The organism is Sphingobium sp. RAC03, assembly GCF_001713415.1.
In the GTDB taxonomy this organism is placed as follows: domain Bacteria; phylum Pseudomonadota; class Alphaproteobacteria; order Sphingomonadales; family Sphingomonadaceae; genus Sphingobium.
In genome coordinates, this window is record NZ_CP016456.1 from 2,712,445 (window position 1) to 2,727,600 (window position 15,156).

General features: G+C 62.5%; 21 protein-coding genes. 2 read left to right on the forward strand and 19 right to left on the reverse strand.

Translation table 11 applies throughout. The annotated features are described in order from the left end of the window. Positions 1-8 precede the first annotated feature (8 nt). The 17 genes from BSY17_RS17660 to BSY17_RS17735 all read right to left on the reverse strand — a co-directional run bounded on the left by BSY17_RS17660 (position 9) and on the right by BSY17_RS17735 (position 13,474). Positions 9-1,994 carry a prohead protease/major capsid protein fusion protein gene (locus BSY17_RS17660; protein ID WP_069066436.1) on the reverse strand — a complete coding sequence of 662 codons (1,986 nt, stop codon included), beginning with the start codon at positions 1,992-1,994 and terminating at the stop codon, positions 9-11. Then, complete coding sequence (locus tag BSY17_RS17665) at positions 1,991-3,436, reverse strand: phage portal protein (protein ID WP_083217155.1); 1,446 nt, start codon at positions 3,434-3,436, stop codon at positions 1,991-1,993. The genes BSY17_RS17660 and BSY17_RS17665 overlap by 4 nt, the downstream gene beginning before the upstream one ends. Beyond that, positions 3,436-3,654 carry a phage head-tail joining protein gene (locus BSY17_RS21640; protein WP_069066438.1) on the reverse strand — a complete coding sequence of 73 codons (219 nt, stop codon included), beginning with the start codon at positions 3,652-3,654 and terminating at the stop codon, positions 3,436-3,438. The genes BSY17_RS17665 and BSY17_RS21640 overlap by 1 nt, the downstream gene beginning before the upstream one ends. Next, positions 3,654-5,633 carry a phage terminase large subunit family protein gene (locus BSY17_RS17675; RefSeq protein WP_069066439.1) on the reverse strand — a complete coding sequence of 660 codons (1,980 nt, stop codon included), beginning with the start codon at positions 5,631-5,633 and terminating at the stop codon, positions 3,654-3,656. The genes BSY17_RS21640 and BSY17_RS17675 overlap by 1 nt, the downstream gene beginning before the upstream one ends. Then, the gene (locus BSY17_RS17680) at positions 5,602-6,087 is read right to left on the reverse strand and encodes a terminase (protein ID WP_069066440.1); all 486 of its coding nucleotides are present in this window, start codon (positions 6,085-6,087) and stop codon (positions 5,602-5,604) included. The genes BSY17_RS17675 and BSY17_RS17680 overlap by 32 nt, the downstream gene beginning before the upstream one ends. A 160-nt stretch (positions 6,088-6,247) precedes the next feature. Continuing rightward, positions 6,248-6,421, reverse strand: coding sequence for a hypothetical protein (locus BSY17_RS21645; RefSeq protein ID WP_171899184.1), 174 nt, complete (start codon positions 6,419-6,421; stop codon positions 6,248-6,250). A gap of 164 nt (positions 6,422-6,585) precedes the next feature. Then, positions 6,586-7,158 (reverse strand): hypothetical protein, encoded by a 573-nt coding sequence (locus tag BSY17_RS17690; protein ID WP_069066442.1) that lies wholly within the window; start codon positions 7,156-7,158, stop codon positions 6,586-6,588. Positions 7,159-7,186: 28 nt separating this feature from the next. Next, complete coding sequence (locus BSY17_RS17695) at positions 7,187-7,711, reverse strand: hypothetical protein (RefSeq protein ID WP_171899268.1); 525 nt, start codon at positions 7,709-7,711, stop codon at positions 7,187-7,189. Beyond that, on the reverse strand, positions 7,647-8,492 hold the full coding sequence (locus BSY17_RS21400) for a hypothetical protein (RefSeq protein ID WP_150125818.1): 846 nt from the start codon (positions 8,490-8,492) through the stop codon (positions 7,647-7,649). The genes BSY17_RS17695 and BSY17_RS21400 overlap by 65 nt, the downstream gene beginning before the upstream one ends. Then, the gene (locus BSY17_RS21650) at positions 8,489-8,629 is read right to left on the reverse strand and encodes a hypothetical protein (RefSeq protein WP_171899269.1); all 141 of its coding nucleotides are present in this window, start codon (positions 8,627-8,629) and stop codon (positions 8,489-8,491) included. The genes BSY17_RS21400 and BSY17_RS21650 overlap by 4 nt, the downstream gene beginning before the upstream one ends. Before the next feature lie 218 nt (positions 8,630-8,847). Further along, entirely contained in the window at positions 8,848-9,090 is a 243-nt protein-coding gene (locus tag BSY17_RS17705; RefSeq protein ID WP_069066445.1) for a DUF2312 domain-containing protein, read from the reverse strand. Next, positions 9,083-9,310: a hypothetical protein gene (locus BSY17_RS17710; protein ID WP_069066446.1), complete on the reverse strand. Its 228-nt coding sequence runs from the start codon at positions 9,308-9,310 to the stop codon at positions 9,083-9,085. Before BSY17_RS17710 ends, BSY17_RS17705 begins: the two co-directional genes overlap by 8 nt. Then, entirely contained in the window at positions 9,300-9,569 is a 270-nt protein-coding gene (locus BSY17_RS17715; protein ID WP_069066447.1) for a hypothetical protein, read from the reverse strand. Before BSY17_RS17715 ends, BSY17_RS17710 begins: the two co-directional genes overlap by 11 nt. Further along, entirely contained in the window at positions 9,566-9,805 is a 240-nt protein-coding gene (locus tag BSY17_RS17720; RefSeq protein ID WP_069066448.1) for a hypothetical protein, read from the reverse strand. Before BSY17_RS17720 ends, BSY17_RS17715 begins: the two co-directional genes overlap by 4 nt. Further along, complete coding sequence (locus BSY17_RS17725; RefSeq protein WP_069066449.1) at positions 9,802-10,257, reverse strand: hypothetical protein; 456 nt, start codon at positions 10,255-10,257, stop codon at positions 9,802-9,804. Before BSY17_RS17725 ends, BSY17_RS17720 begins: the two co-directional genes overlap by 4 nt. Beyond that, positions 10,254-12,914, reverse strand: a complete 2,661-nt coding sequence (locus BSY17_RS17730; protein WP_083217156.1) for a DNA methyltransferase — start codon at positions 12,912-12,914, stop codon at positions 10,254-10,256. The genes BSY17_RS17725 and BSY17_RS17730 overlap by 4 nt, the downstream gene beginning before the upstream one ends. Positions 12,915-12,952: 38 nt before the next feature. Further along, entirely contained in the window at positions 12,953-13,474 is a 522-nt protein-coding gene (locus BSY17_RS17735) for a hypothetical protein (RefSeq protein WP_069066450.1), read from the reverse strand. 89 nt (positions 13,475-13,563) lie between these two features. Here BSY17_RS17735 and BSY17_RS17740 point away from each other — a divergent pair, with 89 nt between their 5' ends. Beyond that, positions 13,564-13,818, forward strand: coding sequence for a hypothetical protein (locus BSY17_RS17740; RefSeq protein ID WP_069066451.1), 255 nt, complete (start codon positions 13,564-13,566; stop codon positions 13,816-13,818). On the opposite strand, the gene BSY17_RS17745 is transcribed toward BSY17_RS17740, so the two are convergent. Together BSY17_RS17745 and BSY17_RS17750 are read right to left on the reverse strand one after the other, a co-directional pair. Then, a complete protein-coding gene (locus BSY17_RS17745) occupies positions 13,808-14,029 on the reverse strand; it encodes a hypothetical protein (RefSeq protein WP_150125819.1) in 222 nt (73 codons plus the stop codon). The genes BSY17_RS17740 and BSY17_RS17745 overlap by 11 nt on opposite strands. Continuing rightward, entirely contained in the window at positions 14,026-14,283 is a 258-nt protein-coding gene (locus BSY17_RS17750; RefSeq protein WP_069066453.1) for a helix-turn-helix domain-containing protein, read from the reverse strand. The genes BSY17_RS17745 and BSY17_RS17750 overlap by 4 nt, the downstream gene beginning before the upstream one ends. Before the next feature lie 92 nt (positions 14,284-14,375). Between BSY17_RS17750 and BSY17_RS17755 the strand changes: the two genes are divergently transcribed. Beyond that, positions 14,376-15,077: an XRE family transcriptional regulator gene (locus BSY17_RS17755; RefSeq protein WP_171899270.1), complete on the forward strand. Its 702-nt coding sequence runs from the start codon at positions 14,376-14,378 to the stop codon at positions 15,075-15,077. Positions 15,078-15,156 lie beyond the last annotated feature (79 nt).

The window sequence follows — 15,156 nt, forward strand, 5'->3', positions numbered from 1 at the left end:
TCGGCTCCTTAGTTTCCGGGGTTACGGTACAGGCCGCGATGGTCGATCACGGCGGCACCGACATCGAGGCGGGCCTTGGTCTTGACGCCATCGACGTCGAAGCCGGCCTGCGTTTCGGTGTAGAGCGCCTCCTGACCGTCGAGGTGCGCCAGTTCGAGCGTGTCGAATGCGGTTGGCGAGGCCGACAGGAACCACTGGTTGCCGGTAATGCGCGGTTCCACGATCAACTGCAGCGTGCCCGGATAAGGGTTGACATTGCTGGTCTGCACGGCGGCGACGGAGGTGAGGAACTGCTGTGCCTCGACCTTCTTGGCTGGTCCGACGATCAGATATTCGGGGCGGATCGTAAGGAAACCGCCTTCCACGCTGGTCTGCTGGAGCATCGCCTGTTCGGCAGCGCCGACGGTGGCCACGGTGATGGCACCACCGGTGCCTGCAAGGTTGCCGTGCTGGGCGGAGAAGAGGTTGAACCCATCCGCCATGACCGGATTGCTGAGCAAGGTCGCATAGACCAGGTCGCTTTCCAGATCCGCCGCCTTGCGACCGAACATTGTTGGCAGGCGGCCGAAAAGCGACTTGTCGTCGTTAATCAGGGCTTGCCGCGTGATGGCAATAATGCGGCCGTAGGTCTGCAGCTTGTAGGTCATCCCGGTGTCACTGACCGCACCATAGGTGAACTCGGCGTTTTCGCGGACCAGCAGCAGAGAAGGTGCGTCGCCCAGGCCGATGATACTGGTTTCCTTGAAGTCCGGCAGCGTCCCCTTCGACACGATCGGGCCGAAGGTCTGCGGTGCCGCTTCATAGGCGGCCCGTACACGCTTCGACGCTGCGTTCGAAAGGGCGTTGGCAAAATCGCTGGTCGTCATAGCGCCATAGCGAAGCCCAAGGGCCGCGCCTGCCAGTTCCAGCTTGCCCATGCCCGATGCCGAGATGCCGGTGCGCTGGACATAGTCACGGGCCAGTTCCATCAGGGACATGCCGCGGAACTCGCGCGCGGCGTCAGCGTCGCCCTGATCGACCTTAACGCTGGGATTGGCCTGCAGGATCACAGCGGTCTCGATCGCGCGGCGATATCCTTCGCTTTCGGTTCCGGTGGGTCCAACGCGCACATCGATGTGTGGAGACTGGCGCTTGTCGATCAGCCGATCGCTCAGCTTGCGCTCAAATGCTGCTTCGGTCAGTGGGGTCTCCTCGTTTTCCTCGATCAGTTCGAGGGCGAAGTCGCTGCCCAGGTCAGCGGAACGTGCGCAGCGTTCACGGATCATTTTGGCAGTGATAGCGGGCGCCAACTGGCGCTGCTCGGAAACGGGCGTCACGGCGGGCGCGACGACAGGTGGAACCGGGGGCGCGGGGTCGGCCGCCGGCACGATCACGGGATCGGGCATTATATTCTCCTGGGAGGCAGCGGCAGCGCCGCGGATGATGCAGGGATGACCGCCCTGCTCGGCACTCCGGGCGCGAACCTGCGCACCGGCATCGAATGGCACCGCGACCATGGAAAGCTCGATCGGCTCCCAGTCGACTGCGAGAAGGTGGGGACGTTTGCCCTCTTCTTCGGTGCGCAAATAGCTATGGACGAGGTAGCCGACGCTTACGCTGCGGATATGCCCGTCGATGATCTTCTGGTTGGTGTCGGCAACGTCGGGAGTGCGGGCCAGACTTACGCGGGCGACCCCTTCACCATTGCCGATCGAGACACTGTCGGGCACAACCGAACCAAGGACTGAACGCAGCGAATAATCCTGATGGCTGTCGAGCAGGCAAGCGCCAGCGTTCAGGCGGCCCAACCGAACGGCGCTCGGCTCAAGCGACAATTCCTCAAAGTAATACTCGCCATCATACCAGTCGAAGCGCAGGCCCGCAGCGCCTGTCGTCCAGCAGATTTCTACCGAGTGATCCGATTCCCGATAAGAAGCTGGGCGGACACTGGCCGCGCGCACCATGGTCGGCGCGATCTTCTGCTGCTCCGGTGGCAGCACGGTTGCGGTCGTCATGTGGTCGCCCCTTGGCTCGGTGTGTCGGTGGATTGCTGCGCCTGCGCGGCGGTGAAGGGGTCGCCCTTATAAAAGAGTCCCTTGCCCTGCTGCGATTGCAGGTCCGCTTGCGTCTCTTCCATGAAGATGTCGTGGTCGGTGCCGCGCGCGTTCAGGAGACTGCGGCGGTTTTCAAGGCCAGCCTGCATTTCGAGGATGTCGGCTTCAGCATCGCCCTTGCGGTCGATCGATTTGCGTGGCGGCGGGGTCCACCGCATTTCATAAATTGGCTTGGCGATCCTACCGAACTCGAACGCCGCTTGGCAGAACCATGCCCAGACCCGGTTGAGGCCGACCGGGATGATCGTGTTCCACTGGATGCGCTCGATTTTCGCATCGAACTCCAGAGCGCCCGCCCGATAGGAAGAATAGTTGACGTTCGACAGGTCGCCGGTCAGTTGTTCATAAGTGACGCCGATCCCCGCCGCTGTGGCCAGCAGGTTGATCCGCACCGCTTCGCCCAGACCGCCCATCGGCTTGGGAGTGCCGAACTTAATATCCTCTCCGGGAGCGAGGGTGTTGATCGTGCCTGGTTCGAAAAACTCTGAAGGCGGCAGGTTGTCTCCCCGGCTTTCACGGATGCCCAGCGGTTGATCGCCGTCCTCCCAGTTAAGGGTGCGGAAGCCGACGAAGCAGGATTCGATTTTGCGACGGACCAGATCAGCGTCGAGCGCGTCGTCGATATCACCCAGCCGCTTGATGACCGGCTCGAACACCGAACGGCCGCGCTTCTGGCCGGCTTCTTCCTGGACGTAGAGATGAGTTACATCGATGGCGGCGAAACGGACTGCCGGACGGTTGCGGCGGTATTGAGAGCGGGCCGGGTAGAACCAGTAACCCGCGACATTTCCGTCTGCATCATACTCGATGCCATCCTCGATATTGTCGCCGACCTTGTCGGTAGCGAGCATCCCGGCATCCAGTACCTGGATACGGAGCGGCATGATCGCCGCATCGCGGACGTAACGGCGGACAAGGAAGGACTCTCCCTCGCGAAACATGGTGCGCACCGCCAGTTCCTGCAAGCCGAACAGATCGAGACGCCCACGGTAATCCGCGACCTTGATCCATTCGAGCCAAAGCGTTGAAACGGCCTTTGGCCCCTTGGGCGCGCCAGTTATGCCCCAGCCAACGGCGTTGTTCACCAGTGCGTCGATCGCCTTGCGACCGTAGGGGTTCTCATATGCCAGTCTCAGCACAGTGGCGCGATCGATGAAGCGACGGGGGCGCGCATCATCCGGGTGGCCCGTGTTGACGCCAAAGTTCGTGTCTTCTCGGAACCGCTTGCGCCCGCCCGACCGCCGTTCGATCTGATCGAGAGCGCCAAGCTGCACCCGCGCCATTGCACGGCGGGCAGCATATCGCGGAGCTACCGCTGCGATGGCACGTTCGAGAACACTCATCAGTGGCAGGGCCTGTGCATGCGAGCGACGACGGTGCGGACGCGGGGCGTGATCTGCGAAGCGGACGCTAGCAGTTCTGCCTTTATCTCCCGGCGAACCGCGAGCATCTGATCCGCATTCTGAAATTCGGTCGACCGTCCATCGGCAAAGGTGACCTTGCGTACGTTGCTCGACAGGGCGATGTCGATCTTGTCCAGATCGGCTTGGGTCCACGCCATCAGCGCCTCCTGGAAGTAAATGGGTTGGCCTTGCGCGCCGGGGTTGGCTTTGCTGGCACGCTGCGGCGGACTGGCTTTTCGGGACCCTCTGGCGCAGCAGGCTCGCCGGGGGCGGTCTTAGGCTTCGCGAATTCTCCGCGTGCCTTCGCCCAGGAAGCGGCAGTCCAACTGTCGATGCCAAGGCTGACGGACACGGCGCGGGCATAGACCGCGTTATCTAGCGCCTCGTTGCGTTCCCTTACCTTGTGCCACTCGCGCCGGACGCCGCCGTTGCGCAGTTTTACGAACCTCAGTTCTTCGGCGACGAGCTGCTTGATCCACTCATCGCCCAGCCCGTCGGGCAGATAGACATACCCGTCGGGATATTCGTCACCATCAACAGGTCGATCCAGCCCAAGCTGACCATATAATTCCATTTTCAGCATCGACGTGCCGATGTTCCACAGCCGAACGCCGCGCTTTAGCTTGCGACCGTTAACCGTCACATCCTGCCAACTGGGGGCGCCGATCGCCTGTTGCGCGGCAATGCTCTCGCGCCCTTTCACCGCCATGACGAAACCAGGATGACGCCGGGCCCATTGGTAAACTTCCATCGTGTTTTCGCCGTCGCCGGAATCGACGGCGACGCGAGCTAGCCGCATGATCCGGCCATCTTCCGACAGCCAGTCCCGCGACACTTCTTTATCCAGCGCCGCCCAGGTCTTCTTGTCAGCGATCGGCCCAAATACCTCGATCCGATCGACGAAGGCGCGTTTTCGTCCGGGTCCAAAGGCCCAGATATCCATGTCGATGCGACCGCCGCCGCCGCGCTGGACGTCTGCTGCGCCTATGAGGACGCCTGCCCATTCCGGGGGCGTTCCCAGCCGCATCCCCTTCTCCCGACGGTCATATAGGCGCTGCCATTCCGGCGCTTCACCGCGTTCGGCCCATGCCTCGCCCAGTACCTGATTTACAAAGGTGCGAAGGAGGTTCGGATCCTTTCGGACCTCCATGAATTCACGCGCAATTTCCAGCCAGGCGGCGCCGGGATGCTGGCTGTAGGCTGCCCAGATATGGAAGGATCGGTGACGGGGGAACGCGCCCGGATTGTGCGCGCGCCACTCGCCATTCTCGTCCATCCACGGCTTTTCAGCCTCGGCGATCTCGCATCCGTTTTCACATTGGTACCAGGCGCGGGTCGGATTTTCCTTCGGCTCCCACCTGATGCCGGGGCCAGTGCCGTCGCCGAACACGAGCGTCTGCATATGACCGCAGTCAGGGCAGGGGACGTACCGATATTCCTGGCTGCCCTGCTCGAACATCATATCGATGCGGCTGAAGCCCTTGACCTTGGGCGTGGAGCCTGCCGCACTGAACCGGCGCGGCGATGTCAGGTTGCGCTTATATGCAAGGCGGGCCGGGTCGCCTTCCTCTTTGGTGGCCCAGGGGTAACCGTCGCATTCCTCCAGAAAGACGTCGTCCGATGTGACGCGCCGGAATTCCTTTGGGCTGTTCGCACCCTTAATTTGTATCCAGCCGCCCTTGTAGCGCTTTGCCCGGATCTGGTTATCTGAATGGCGCGGCTTGAACTGTGCTACCTTGCGGACAACCGCCCATTGCAAAACCGGATCGAGATCGTCCCGACTGAACTTCTCAGCATCATCGATTGTCGGCTGGTAAATGAGCGTCCGCGCCGGATCATAAGCGATGCGCCATGCGACGAAGGATTGCAGGATGGTGGAGTAGCCGATGCGGCTGCTCTTACGGACAGAGACCTGCGAGGTTTCCGGGTCGGTGAAGGCGTCCGCCATGTCGGACTGAAAGGGGAAGGGCCGTATCTTCGCGCCATCGTCTGAACGGGCATGGTCGCACATGAACTGCGACAGCTTTGGCCGCATCTTCGGAGCAAAGGCCGACAGCCAGTGCCGTGCAACGATCGCGCCGTTCACGCTGTTGAGACGTAGCACCTCAGTCGTCGTCTCCGGGGGCATCTTCGTCATCAAAGCCCCCGCCGACCGCCTCCTCGATGCGCGTCATGCTGAGATCGGTCAGCACATCATTGATTGCGGTCTCGATCCTCTTGCGCAGTTTCACATCGCCTTGGGCGACCTGCGCGCCAACCTGCTGCAACCTGGAAACCGCCATGATGATAACGCCCGCGCCGGCGGCGATCATGTCAGTGTGGTTTGCCAGTTCCTTACGGCGCTCGGCATTGTCCATGGCCTTACCGTCGGCCTGTTCCTTGGCGAGGCGCGCGCGTTCTGATTCCAGGTCGAGGGAATCGGGATCATGCCGCCCGATCTTAATATTGACGTAGGCCTCAAGATTTTCGGACCAGCTTGCCCCATCGGCCGGGAGGTCGCCCTTCGATCGCAACTCGCCGATCCAGCGACTGGAGCATCCGAACAGGGCAGCAAGATGGGGCCGGGTCGGCTCGTTCAGGTCGATGTCCATGGACTTCCCTGTTCGATTACTGTGAAAGCCGCAGAAATCCGTCGTTTATTACTTCAGAGAGGAAGAACAAGGGCAGCTTTTGTGGCTAGCGAGATTCTGCCCATCGTCCCCCCGTACTTCTCTATGGGCCGGGAAGGACCCAAAGGGGGGGGGGAGGGGGTCAGCCTCGCCCGCGCACGACGGCACGCACATCACCCGCGATCCGCTCCGCCTCGCTGATGATCCGCTCGGCCCGCTTGGTCGATCGCGAAGGCTCGCGCATGTCGAACGCCAACGCATGAAGGTCGCCAGCAAGGCGCTCGATCCGATCGGCAGGGGAAAGGCGCTGCTGCATGGCGCGCTCCAATCGGCTTATGATCATCGGAATTGCGTCGCACGCTCGCTCGAACGCCATGGTTCGATGCGGCGGCAACCGGAGTGGCTAGGCCATCAACGTCGGCATGTGCCTGATGCTGCATTGTGCAGCACCTGATTGGTACTCGAAATGTTCCTCGACAGTCAAGCAGCGGATAGCAACCGCCTGGCGTTCACCTTCACGCTGGCATGATCACCGAACCCGCTGAACCGAACAAAGGCATAGCTGCCCTGCACATCCTCGATCACGCCGACCAGTCCATCGAAGCTGGGCGTCGCGCCACAGCGTACCTCTTCACCTGGCTTGAAGATCCGCACATGCTCCAGCGGTCGCCCCTGTCGCTCTGCCACCCGCAAGCGATCCAGCTCGCGGTCACTGACGGCGGGATAGATGAGGCCGTGCCGGAACACCCTGAAATAGGGGCAGCCGCGCATGACCATGCGGCGCTGCTCCTTATCCCAGACCTGGTAAACGGGCGCTGGCGCATGTGCCATGGCGAGGACGTCGGCGATCCTGTCATATCGGGCGAATGCGAAAGTCGGCATGATCGGGACAGTCTGCTCGACCCGCTCGCGCGCCTTGCCGACCCGCTTCACTGCAACATTAGCAGGCGTCCACGCTTCAATGCCAGCATCGACCAAGGCGGCGGCAACCGCCAGCGTCCCCGCGCCGGAGGTCCGCACGATGCACCAATCTGTTGCGTTATGACCGCTCATCGCCGCTTGCTCCGTTCCACTCTTGTTCTTATCGCTGATCGACACGGCCCGCCAGAGGCGTTGCAACTATCCTCTCAAGCTGCGCAGTCTCTTCGGCCGTCAACATCTCCTCGATAGGCGGCTGCCAATCCCGATCGTGCCGCACGATCATCACCCTGGCGCGCGCAACACGCGCCGCGCGTGGCCGCCCAGTGATCGAAGCGGCAGCCCTGATCTCCGCAACGCTAGGAAAGAAGCGCGCCGTCTTGATCAGATGGTCGGATGCGGCGCGAAGATCTATCAGCGGGATGTCCGCCAATGAGGCGGCATAGATGTCCAGCTTCGCTTCTGCGACGGCCCCGTCACCCTTGGCGCGCGGCAGGGCGACGGCCATCCCGGCGATGATCGTGTCGATTTCTTCTTCGTCAGCAAGCGGCGGCGATGCGCCATCGACATAGGCCTGCAAGATGGCGCGGCTCTCCGGGCCACAGACCTTGAGTTCCAGCACGCTAATCCGGCTGTCCAGCGCGGCGGCGAGCGCGACGGTCAGCGGCGGCTCGCAATATTCCGTCACCGCTCTGCTCTGCGGCTGAACCCTGGCCAGCTGACCCATGATCATTCTCCCTTTTTGCGACCTTCAGGCGCACTGCGCCGCTGAAATATTTGAGACTGTGGATGGCTGCTGACGCAGCGGTCACGCCCTCTCGCACCGCGGCGCGCATGTCATCGGGGGTAGCGCCATGGCCGATCCATTCCCGCACCAGGTCCACATGCTGGCCGATGCGCCCGGGATCGACATGGCGGACACGGGCCATGCGGGCCAGTTCGTCGGTTAGGCCCTGGATGTCGATTTCACCGGCGTCACCATCATCATCAACAAATGAAGATGGAGAAGGAGATGAAGAAGAAGGGGGGGGTAAAATAACCCCCATTACATCATCACCCAAGGGGGGTTTATCTTTGCGAGGGCGACCCCCCTTTGTTCCATGCGAAGCCCCCTTTTCGCCATGACCTTTGCCGAGTGACCCGCCCGCCGCGCGAGCCTCGCGAATCGCTTCATCGCGGACCATCCGGCGACTGTAGATTACGCCCGCGTCGGTGCGAGAGAAGACGCCGTTGACCTCCAGATCCTTGATCGCACGCTTAACGGCGGCGGCACCCTCACCAACCAGCCGCGCCAGCATGTCATCGGATATGGCGCGGCCTTGGGCGGTCAGGTGGCCATAGGGCTCACCCTCATGCATGATCGCCATCATCTCGATCCACAGGCCACGGGCGAGCAGCGAACATAGGCGCAAGCCCGGATCGGTGCGCCAGTCGCCGGGGTAAAATTGAAAGGCAGGACGCTTGCTCATAGCGGCTCCAGCGTGACGATGATCTCGCCGCCAGGGACGATCTCGTCATGAAATATGGGAACGGTGCGGAACCGCTTGTCATCAACCTTGACCGCCAGTGCGACGCCATCCCGCCCATGTTTGAAGCTGGCGATCATATTGTCATCGTCTCGCGACCGGCGGTCGGGTGGAAAGAATTCGATCCGCAACGAGATCGTGGCGCTGTCAGGCGCGCGGAGCTTTGCCTCCAGGGAGGCTGCCCAGCACGCCTGACGATAGGACTTCTTCGCCCGCAGCTTGTCGCGCAGCTTTCCGTGAAAATTCGGCGACAGCTGGGGCGCAGGCCAGGGAAGGCGGACAGAGTTGGAAATACCCCTTACTCCATCCCCAACGCGGCCAGATAGGTCTGGAGGATCGCCTCCATCTCCTGCCGGTCGTGCGGCTGCATTTTGCGCAGGCGGATGATCTGGCGCATGATCTTGGTGTCAAAGCCGGTCGCCTTCGCCTCCAGCATGACATCCTTCTGGTCATCCCCGATCCCCTTCTTCTCTTCGTCCAGGCGCTCCCATCGCTCAATGAGCAACCGCAACTGATCGCCAGCAACATTCCCGTCAGACATCGGACATTCCTTCAAATATCGACCCTTGCGGATCGGGGTTCTCTTTCAGCCATTGTGCCATGCGTGCCGTCGCGCCGTCCAAGGCACGCAACGCGTCAAATTTCTCGCGCAGCGCGAGGGTCGCCTTGGCATCGGCGCGGACCAGCCGTTTGGCGCTAAGGGTTACCAAAGCCTCCAGTCGCTCGCGCTCCGGGCATGGTTCAGGCGGCTCAATCGCCATAGCTGCACTCCGCAGGAGTCATCACGACCTCCAGCCCGAGATAGGCGCGGGCGAAGGGCAGGGGATGGTCGCGCCATGCGTCGGGTACGGCGAGGCGCACGGCCGTCCGTTCGATCAGAGCGTCGATCGCTGTTGCCAGCCTGGCGCTACCGTCGCGATGTGCGGCAATGCGGGCGCGCAATTCGTGGTCTTTCCACGGCTCCTTCGCGCGTGCAGCCTCCGTGAAGCGGCGCTCTTTCGTTTGGCCACGCGTGATCATGAAGGCTTCCCCTCGCCCTGCAGATGCAGGCCCTGTTCGATCTGCTCGACGAATGCCTCCAGCCGGGTCGACAGGAGCGATCCGCTCTCTGCATCGACCTTGCCGGCGGCGATGAGCTGGGTGACGGCGGCGATCTGCCACCGGCCGAACTGCGCGACCTGCGCGCGCTCGGCGATGCGGGCCTGCGCGGTTACTTCGGCGAAGGTACGACGGCGGTAGCGGCGGGGGCGGGTCATGCTGCCTGATGCCCCAGTGTCGCGCTCAGCGTGCGAAAACGACTGATGCAAGAGTTCTTGCTTTTGCGAAGGATGTCGCCGGCGGCGTGGAAAGTCAGGCCCTCGGCAATCGCGTCCATCAGGATCGCGTCCATGTCCACCGTCCATCCGCCTTTGCGCCGGGAAAACTTGACCTCTCCGGCGGTGCTTCGTCCGGTTTTGACAATCGTGATGACCCGCGAGCTCCGGCCGCGCGCGCAGGTGATCAGCCCAGCGACCTCCAGCAAAGCGATTAAATCCGACACTTTGGAAGGGCCGGAATACCCAAGCGTCCGCCCTAGATCCTCGTTCGATGGGCATTCAGCACCTGCGTCCGCTGCTCTTTCCAGTGCTTTCAGCAACAGCACCAGTCGCTCGTCGCGCTGCCGTTGCTGCGGCGACCTTCTGGCTTTCGTTTCTCCCGCGCCGGTCATGCTGCCTGCTCCTTGACGCCGTCGCCTTCCAGGTCGAGCAGATCGAACAGCGACGGCACGGCCTGCTGATCCTCCGCTTCGCGCAGATAGCTGACGCTGTGCGCGAAATAGTCGGGGTTCAGTTCGCTGCCTGATCCGCGACGGCCGGACAGGATCGCGCGCATGGGCACCGTGCCAAGGCCGCAGAACGGATCGAAAACCATCTCGCCCTTGGAGGAATATCGCTCGATCAGGCGGTCGACGATGTCGAACTGCAGCGGGCAAACATGCTTCTCGCGGCCCTTCTGGACCTGGTTGCCGTTGAGCGTCCGCATGCGCACCACATCATCCCAGACGTCGGGATGGTGGCTGCCCGGATCGAGCGCCATGAAGGTGCGCGGCAGGTGACCGGCCGGGTGGTTCGCATCGCGGGCTTCGATCGTTTCGCCGATCTCGACATGCGACTTGAAGCTGTAGATCAGGTCGCGCGTCTCTTCGCGAAACCGCTTGGCGAGCTTACCTGTGGTCATGTGCGCAAAGCGCTCATCGACCTCCCACAATTCGGGAATGGTCAGCGGGCGTTCCCCGCTCGACCGCCAGAAGGCATGCGCATCGACCTGCCAGCGCGCCAGGCTGTATTCGGTGGCATCTTTGGCGACCGGGACATCGGCATAGCCGCGCGTCTGGTCGCTCTGCGGCTTGCGCATCAGCAGCACATATTCGGGGCTGCCGACGCCCATCTTCGTGCCGTCCTTCAGCATCTCGCTGTAGGAGAGGCGATAGGTCTGGTTGTTCTCGCGCACGACGTCGGTGACGACCGTGATCATCCCCATATATTGGAAGCCGTGGCGGATATAATGGTCGATGCAGCGGGCGTGGAACGGGCTGACGGTCGGGACGCCTTCGCCGGTGACCGATCCAAAGAGGATGCGGTCCTTGACGTGGATGCAGGCGAGGCGGCCGGGGGCCAGCGCGCGCAGCAGGTTCGGCGTCAGAAAGTCCATTTGCGCGAAGAAATGCGCATCGTCGTCCGTGTGGCCGAAGTCGTTATAGCTCGGCGTATATTCATAATGGTTGCTGAAGGGGATGGACGTGACGATCAGGTCGATCGACCCGGTTTCCAGCCGTTTGGCTTCATCCACGCAATCATTATGCGCCAGCCGCCACCCGTCGCCCGACACCTCCTGACGCTCGCAGCCGATCGAGCGCTTCACCAGTTCGGCCGCCGCGCCGTGGTGCAGGCCGTATCGGCGGATCAGCGCCGACATGGTTTCGCGGAATGCATTGTCGCGCGCCCACTTCTCCTGCAACTCGCGCACCACCTCGACCTCTGTTTCGGCGTGGATGATGTCGATCTCAACCGGGCAGCCCTGGCCGAAACGCTGAATGCGGTGGATCGCCTGGATGAAGTCGCGGAACTTGAAGCCTACGCCGGCGAAAATGGCGCGATGGCAATGGCGCTGCAGATTGACGCCGCCGCCCAGCATGATCGGCTTGGCACCGATCTGGCGCAGCGCGCCGTCGGCGAAGCGGGTGACGATCTCTTCGCGTACATCCAGCTTCTGCGAACCGAACACGGTTTCGCAGGCGGGGAGTGCTTTCTCGATCGCCCGGCGCTCATCCTCCAGGTCGTGCCAGATGATGAAATGATCGTCGGGCGCGGCGGCGATGATCTCGGCCACCTTGGTCATCCGCGTGTCGAGGGTACGGCGCTTCTCGCGCGACGCCTGCACCACGCCCAGTGCCGTGTCGCGGATCAGGCGGCCCTGCCCGTTGCTTTCAGGATCGACGTCGCTGATGTCGGCTTCGACGCAATGCCAGCGGACGGTGAGCGGCGGCAGGGCATAGCCTTCGTCGCTATAGCCCAGATCGGACGGGCGCTGGATGCAGACCGCCCAGCTATTCACCCAGGTCCAGAACTCATCGACCTTGTGCGGGTAGAGCGTCAGGTCGCCCGCCTTTTCGCTGTTGCGCTGAAAGAAGCGGGTGAGCGCCTGGCCGGTGTCCATGATGCCCAGGAACCCGGCATAATGGATCATCTCCTTGTACCGGTTTGGCGCGGGCGTAGCCGTCGCGACGAAGCGGAACGGGATGTCGGCGAACAGGGGTAGGAAGTCCTGATAGGTCTTCGACCCGTAGGATCGCAGCACGTCCGCTTCGTCCAGGCTGGCAGCGCGGAAGCGGCTCACGGTCAGCTTGCCTTCGCGCACGCTCTCATAGTTGGTGAGGAAAATGCCGCCCTGGTCGCCCGACGCTTCATGCTCGGCGTCCGACTGGATGAAGCGTACCGGGATGCCGAGCAGTTCGGCGTCGCGGATGAACTCACGACGCACGTTGAGCGGCACGACGATCAGTGCATCCGGGCGGAAACCTTCGGCCGCCTCCAGCTTGCGCAGGATGATGTCGAGGATCAGCAGCTGCTGCATCGTCTTGTGCAGACCGAAGCTCTCGAACAGGCCGCGCCGACCGCCCTGGACAGCCCAGCGCACAATGTGGCGGACATGGTCCTTCATCGGACGGCCGTCGGTCAGGTGCGTGGGGATTTCGTCCAGCTCGCACGGGAAGCCGGCGGGCAGGGCGAGCGGTGCCTTCGCTTCGAGGAAGGTCCGATAATCGGGCAAAGCAATATCGTCCGCGGAACCGTCCATCGACGGAACCGCGCTGGTGGCGCTGTTCATGGGCATCTCCTGGGCCGGGCGGCCCGTGTGGGTTGGTGTCAGCTATTCACGGCGCGAAGCCGCACGTCGTTCCTCCGGCGTTCCAGGACGTTGGCCGCCTTTATGAATTCATCGATCACGCCCGCGGCCTCCAGCTTGCGCACATCTCCGTCGCAGCACTCGCCGTCCGACAGCAGGGTGATAAGCAGGGGGAGCGTCTCGGCGATGCGCAGCGGGATGTGACCGACATTGTCGCAGCACACCGCGCCAGCCGGGACCGCCTTCGCGCCGATGAGCGCCAGGATGGTGTTGAGCGATTCGGGACCGAACGCCTTGCCGATCGACAGCATCGCAACGGCGGACAGGTCGCCCTTCTTGTTGCGCGCATTGCCAACGCTCGCGGCGCTGTTGCCGATCAACTCCGCCATGTCCTGGTCGGTCAGCCCTTCGGGCGCAGCCAGGCCGCTCACCGTCTGGCTCACCGCCTCGCGATAAGAACTTTGGGTAAGACGCGGCAACTTGCCCAACACGCTGGGCGCGCCTGCGCGTAGACCGGCACCATGATCACAGCAGCCACTCATCACGCCATCACCTCGCCGGGAGCGCGATTGACCGCGCCCCCGGTCCGGCTATCGTGTGCAACGCAAGCGCCACACGAAGGAAAACACAAATGGACGACAATTTGGCAGAGCAGATCGCCAAAGCCATGGACAACGCGCCCCGTGTCGACGGGATTGATTGGAGCATGGCCCTTGGCGTCGGGCTATTGCGAGCACTGGAGGCGAGAATGCCGGGCCTGCGCAACGAAGTGCGCGAACAACTCATCACCTCCGCCGAAAAGATGGAGGCGAGCGACGTACCAGAGCAACGCGCCGATGCACCGAGCGTCCGTGAATTGGCCGATAGCTGGATATTCATGGAATAACCCTCCGCTGCGTATCGGTGGAATTTCCTTCAGCCGGCGCGTCGCCCATTGCGAACTGCAGGTAGCGCCGCGCTTCGGAAACCACGTCGATGCCATCGGCAACAGGCTGGCGCGCAGCCAGTTCGAGGCAACGCATCCGCAATGCGATCTGGTCTGTGTCCATGCCGTTGGTGTCCTGTGGATAGGGTATCGAAAGGAATTTGAGCATCACGCCGCCGCCTTCTGCGCATGCGGGCACTCACGCACCGAGCAGGACCGGATGGACGTTTCGTCCAAGCGGGCATCGCAGGTCGAGCAGAGGGCAGGACGCGCCAGAAGCGCTTCGACGGCAAGCTCAGTTCGCTCGTCTATCGGCAGCGACCCTTTCTCAAATCGAGAGATGGTCGACTGATGCAAACCCAGCTTTCCAGCCAGTTCGATCTGTGTAAGGCCCAGCCGCAGGCGGGCGTCGCGGATAGCGTTCATAGCGCTAGGTATATGCACGTGAGAATATAGCGTCAATGGAAATATGCACACGGGAATTAGCGCCAGCCAAGAATGGCAATTATGCGTGGCGCATGCCAAACACGCTCGCGCGCAACATAGCTGCACTTCGGAAATTCCTTGGGGACACCCAAGCGAAGTTCGCTGAGCGCCTCGATGTGCCGCAATCCTACATCTCGAAATGGGAAAACCACGGCAACGAGCCTACCGCGCGATCTCTGGCGCGCATGGCTGACCTAGCCGGTATCGGCTTAGAGCGGTTTATGGATGAAGAATGGCCCGGCCAGGATTCATCACGCAAGCCGCGCGCCGTAGCGGCTCCCTTGCCTGACATCCCGCCAACGCGCGGCGTGGCCGACGGCGACGGCGCGATCTCGCTCAAGCGCATCAACCTGGGCTTCGCCATGGGCGACGGTTCGAACCTGGACGACTATGTCGAGGAAGGCACCGTCGAGTTCGACCCCAACATTCTGCGCATGATCAGCCAGTCACCACCCCATCGAATGCTGGTGGCCCATGGCGTTGGCGACAGCATGCAGCCCACGCTGCTCGACAGCGACATGCTGGTGATCGACACGCTCCAGACGCGCCTGAACATGACCGACCGTATCTGGGCGATCGCGCTCTACGGTGCAGGGGCGGTCAAGCGCCTGCGCCCGGCTGCCGACGGCAAGGTGGAAATCATTTCCGATAACACGATGCACGACCGACAGATCGTCGACGCGGTCGACGTGCGGATCATCGGGCGGGTGGTTTGGTCAGGGCGGAGGCACTGATCCCCATCCAATTTCATTTCGACATATTGCGAAATTTTTCAGTCGCCGACGGCCCGGTCATCAAAATATGGCGCATTTC

Coding starts and splice junctions, on each gene's coding strand:
- BSY17_RS17660 (WP_069066436.1), bottom strand. CDS start 1,994: ATGACGACCGCAACCGTGCTGCCACCGGAGCAGCAGAAGATCGCGCCG.
- BSY17_RS17665 (WP_083217155.1), bottom strand. CDS start 3,436: ATGAGTGTTCTCGAACGTGCCATCGCAGCGGTAGCTCCGCGATATGCT.
- BSY17_RS21640 (WP_069066438.1), bottom strand. CDS start 3,654: ATGGCGTGGACCCAAGCCGATCTGGACAAGATCGACATCGCCCTGTCG.
- BSY17_RS17675 (WP_069066439.1), bottom strand. CDS start 5,633: ATGACGAAGATGCCCCCGGAGACGACGACTGAGGTGCTACGTCTCAAC.
- BSY17_RS17680 (WP_069066440.1), bottom strand. CDS start 6,087: ATGGACATCGACCTGAACGAGCCGACCCGGCCCCATCTTGCTGCCCTG.
- BSY17_RS21645 (WP_171899184.1), bottom strand. CDS start 6,421: ATGCAGCAGCGCCTTTCCCCTGCCGATCGGATCGAGCGCCTTGCTGGC.
- BSY17_RS17690 (WP_069066442.1), bottom strand. CDS start 7,158: ATGAGCGGTCATAACGCAACAGATTGGTGCATCGTGCGGACCTCCGGC.
- BSY17_RS21400 (WP_150125818.1), bottom strand. CDS start 8,492: ATGAGCAAGCGTCCTGCCTTTCAATTTTACCCCGGCGACTGGCGCACC.
- BSY17_RS21650 (WP_171899269.1), bottom strand. CDS start 8,629: ATGATCGCCAGCTTCAAACATGGGCGGGATGGCGTCGCACTGGCGGTC.
- BSY17_RS17705 (WP_069066445.1), bottom strand. CDS start 9,090: ATGTCTGACGGGAATGTTGCTGGCGATCAGTTGCGGTTGCTCATTGAG.
- BSY17_RS17710 (WP_069066446.1), bottom strand. CDS start 9,310: ATGGCGATTGAGCCGCCTGAACCATGCCCGGAGCGCGAGCGACTGGAG.
- BSY17_RS17715 (WP_069066447.1), bottom strand. CDS start 9,569: ATGATCACGCGTGGCCAAACGAAAGAGCGCCGCTTCACGGAGGCTGCA.
- BSY17_RS17720 (WP_069066448.1), bottom strand. CDS start 9,805: ATGACCCGCCCCCGCCGCTACCGCCGTCGTACCTTCGCCGAAGTAACC.
- BSY17_RS17725 (WP_069066449.1), bottom strand. CDS start 10,257: ATGACCGGCGCGGGAGAAACGAAAGCCAGAAGGTCGCCGCAGCAACGG.
- BSY17_RS17730 (WP_083217156.1), bottom strand. CDS start 12,914: ATGAACAGCGCCACCAGCGCGGTTCCGTCGATGGACGGTTCCGCGGAC.
- BSY17_RS17735 (WP_069066450.1), bottom strand. CDS start 13,474: ATGAGTGGCTGCTGTGATCATGGTGCCGGTCTACGCGCAGGCGCGCCC.
- BSY17_RS17740 (WP_069066451.1), top strand. CDS start 13,564: ATGGACGACAATTTGGCAGAGCAGATCGCCAAAGCCATGGACAACGCG.
- BSY17_RS17750 (WP_069066453.1), bottom strand. CDS start 14,283: ATGAACGCTATCCGCGACGCCCGCCTGCGGCTGGGCCTTACACAGATC.
- BSY17_RS17755 (WP_171899270.1), top strand. CDS start 14,376: ATGCCAAACACGCTCGCGCGCAACATAGCTGCACTTCGGAAATTCCTT.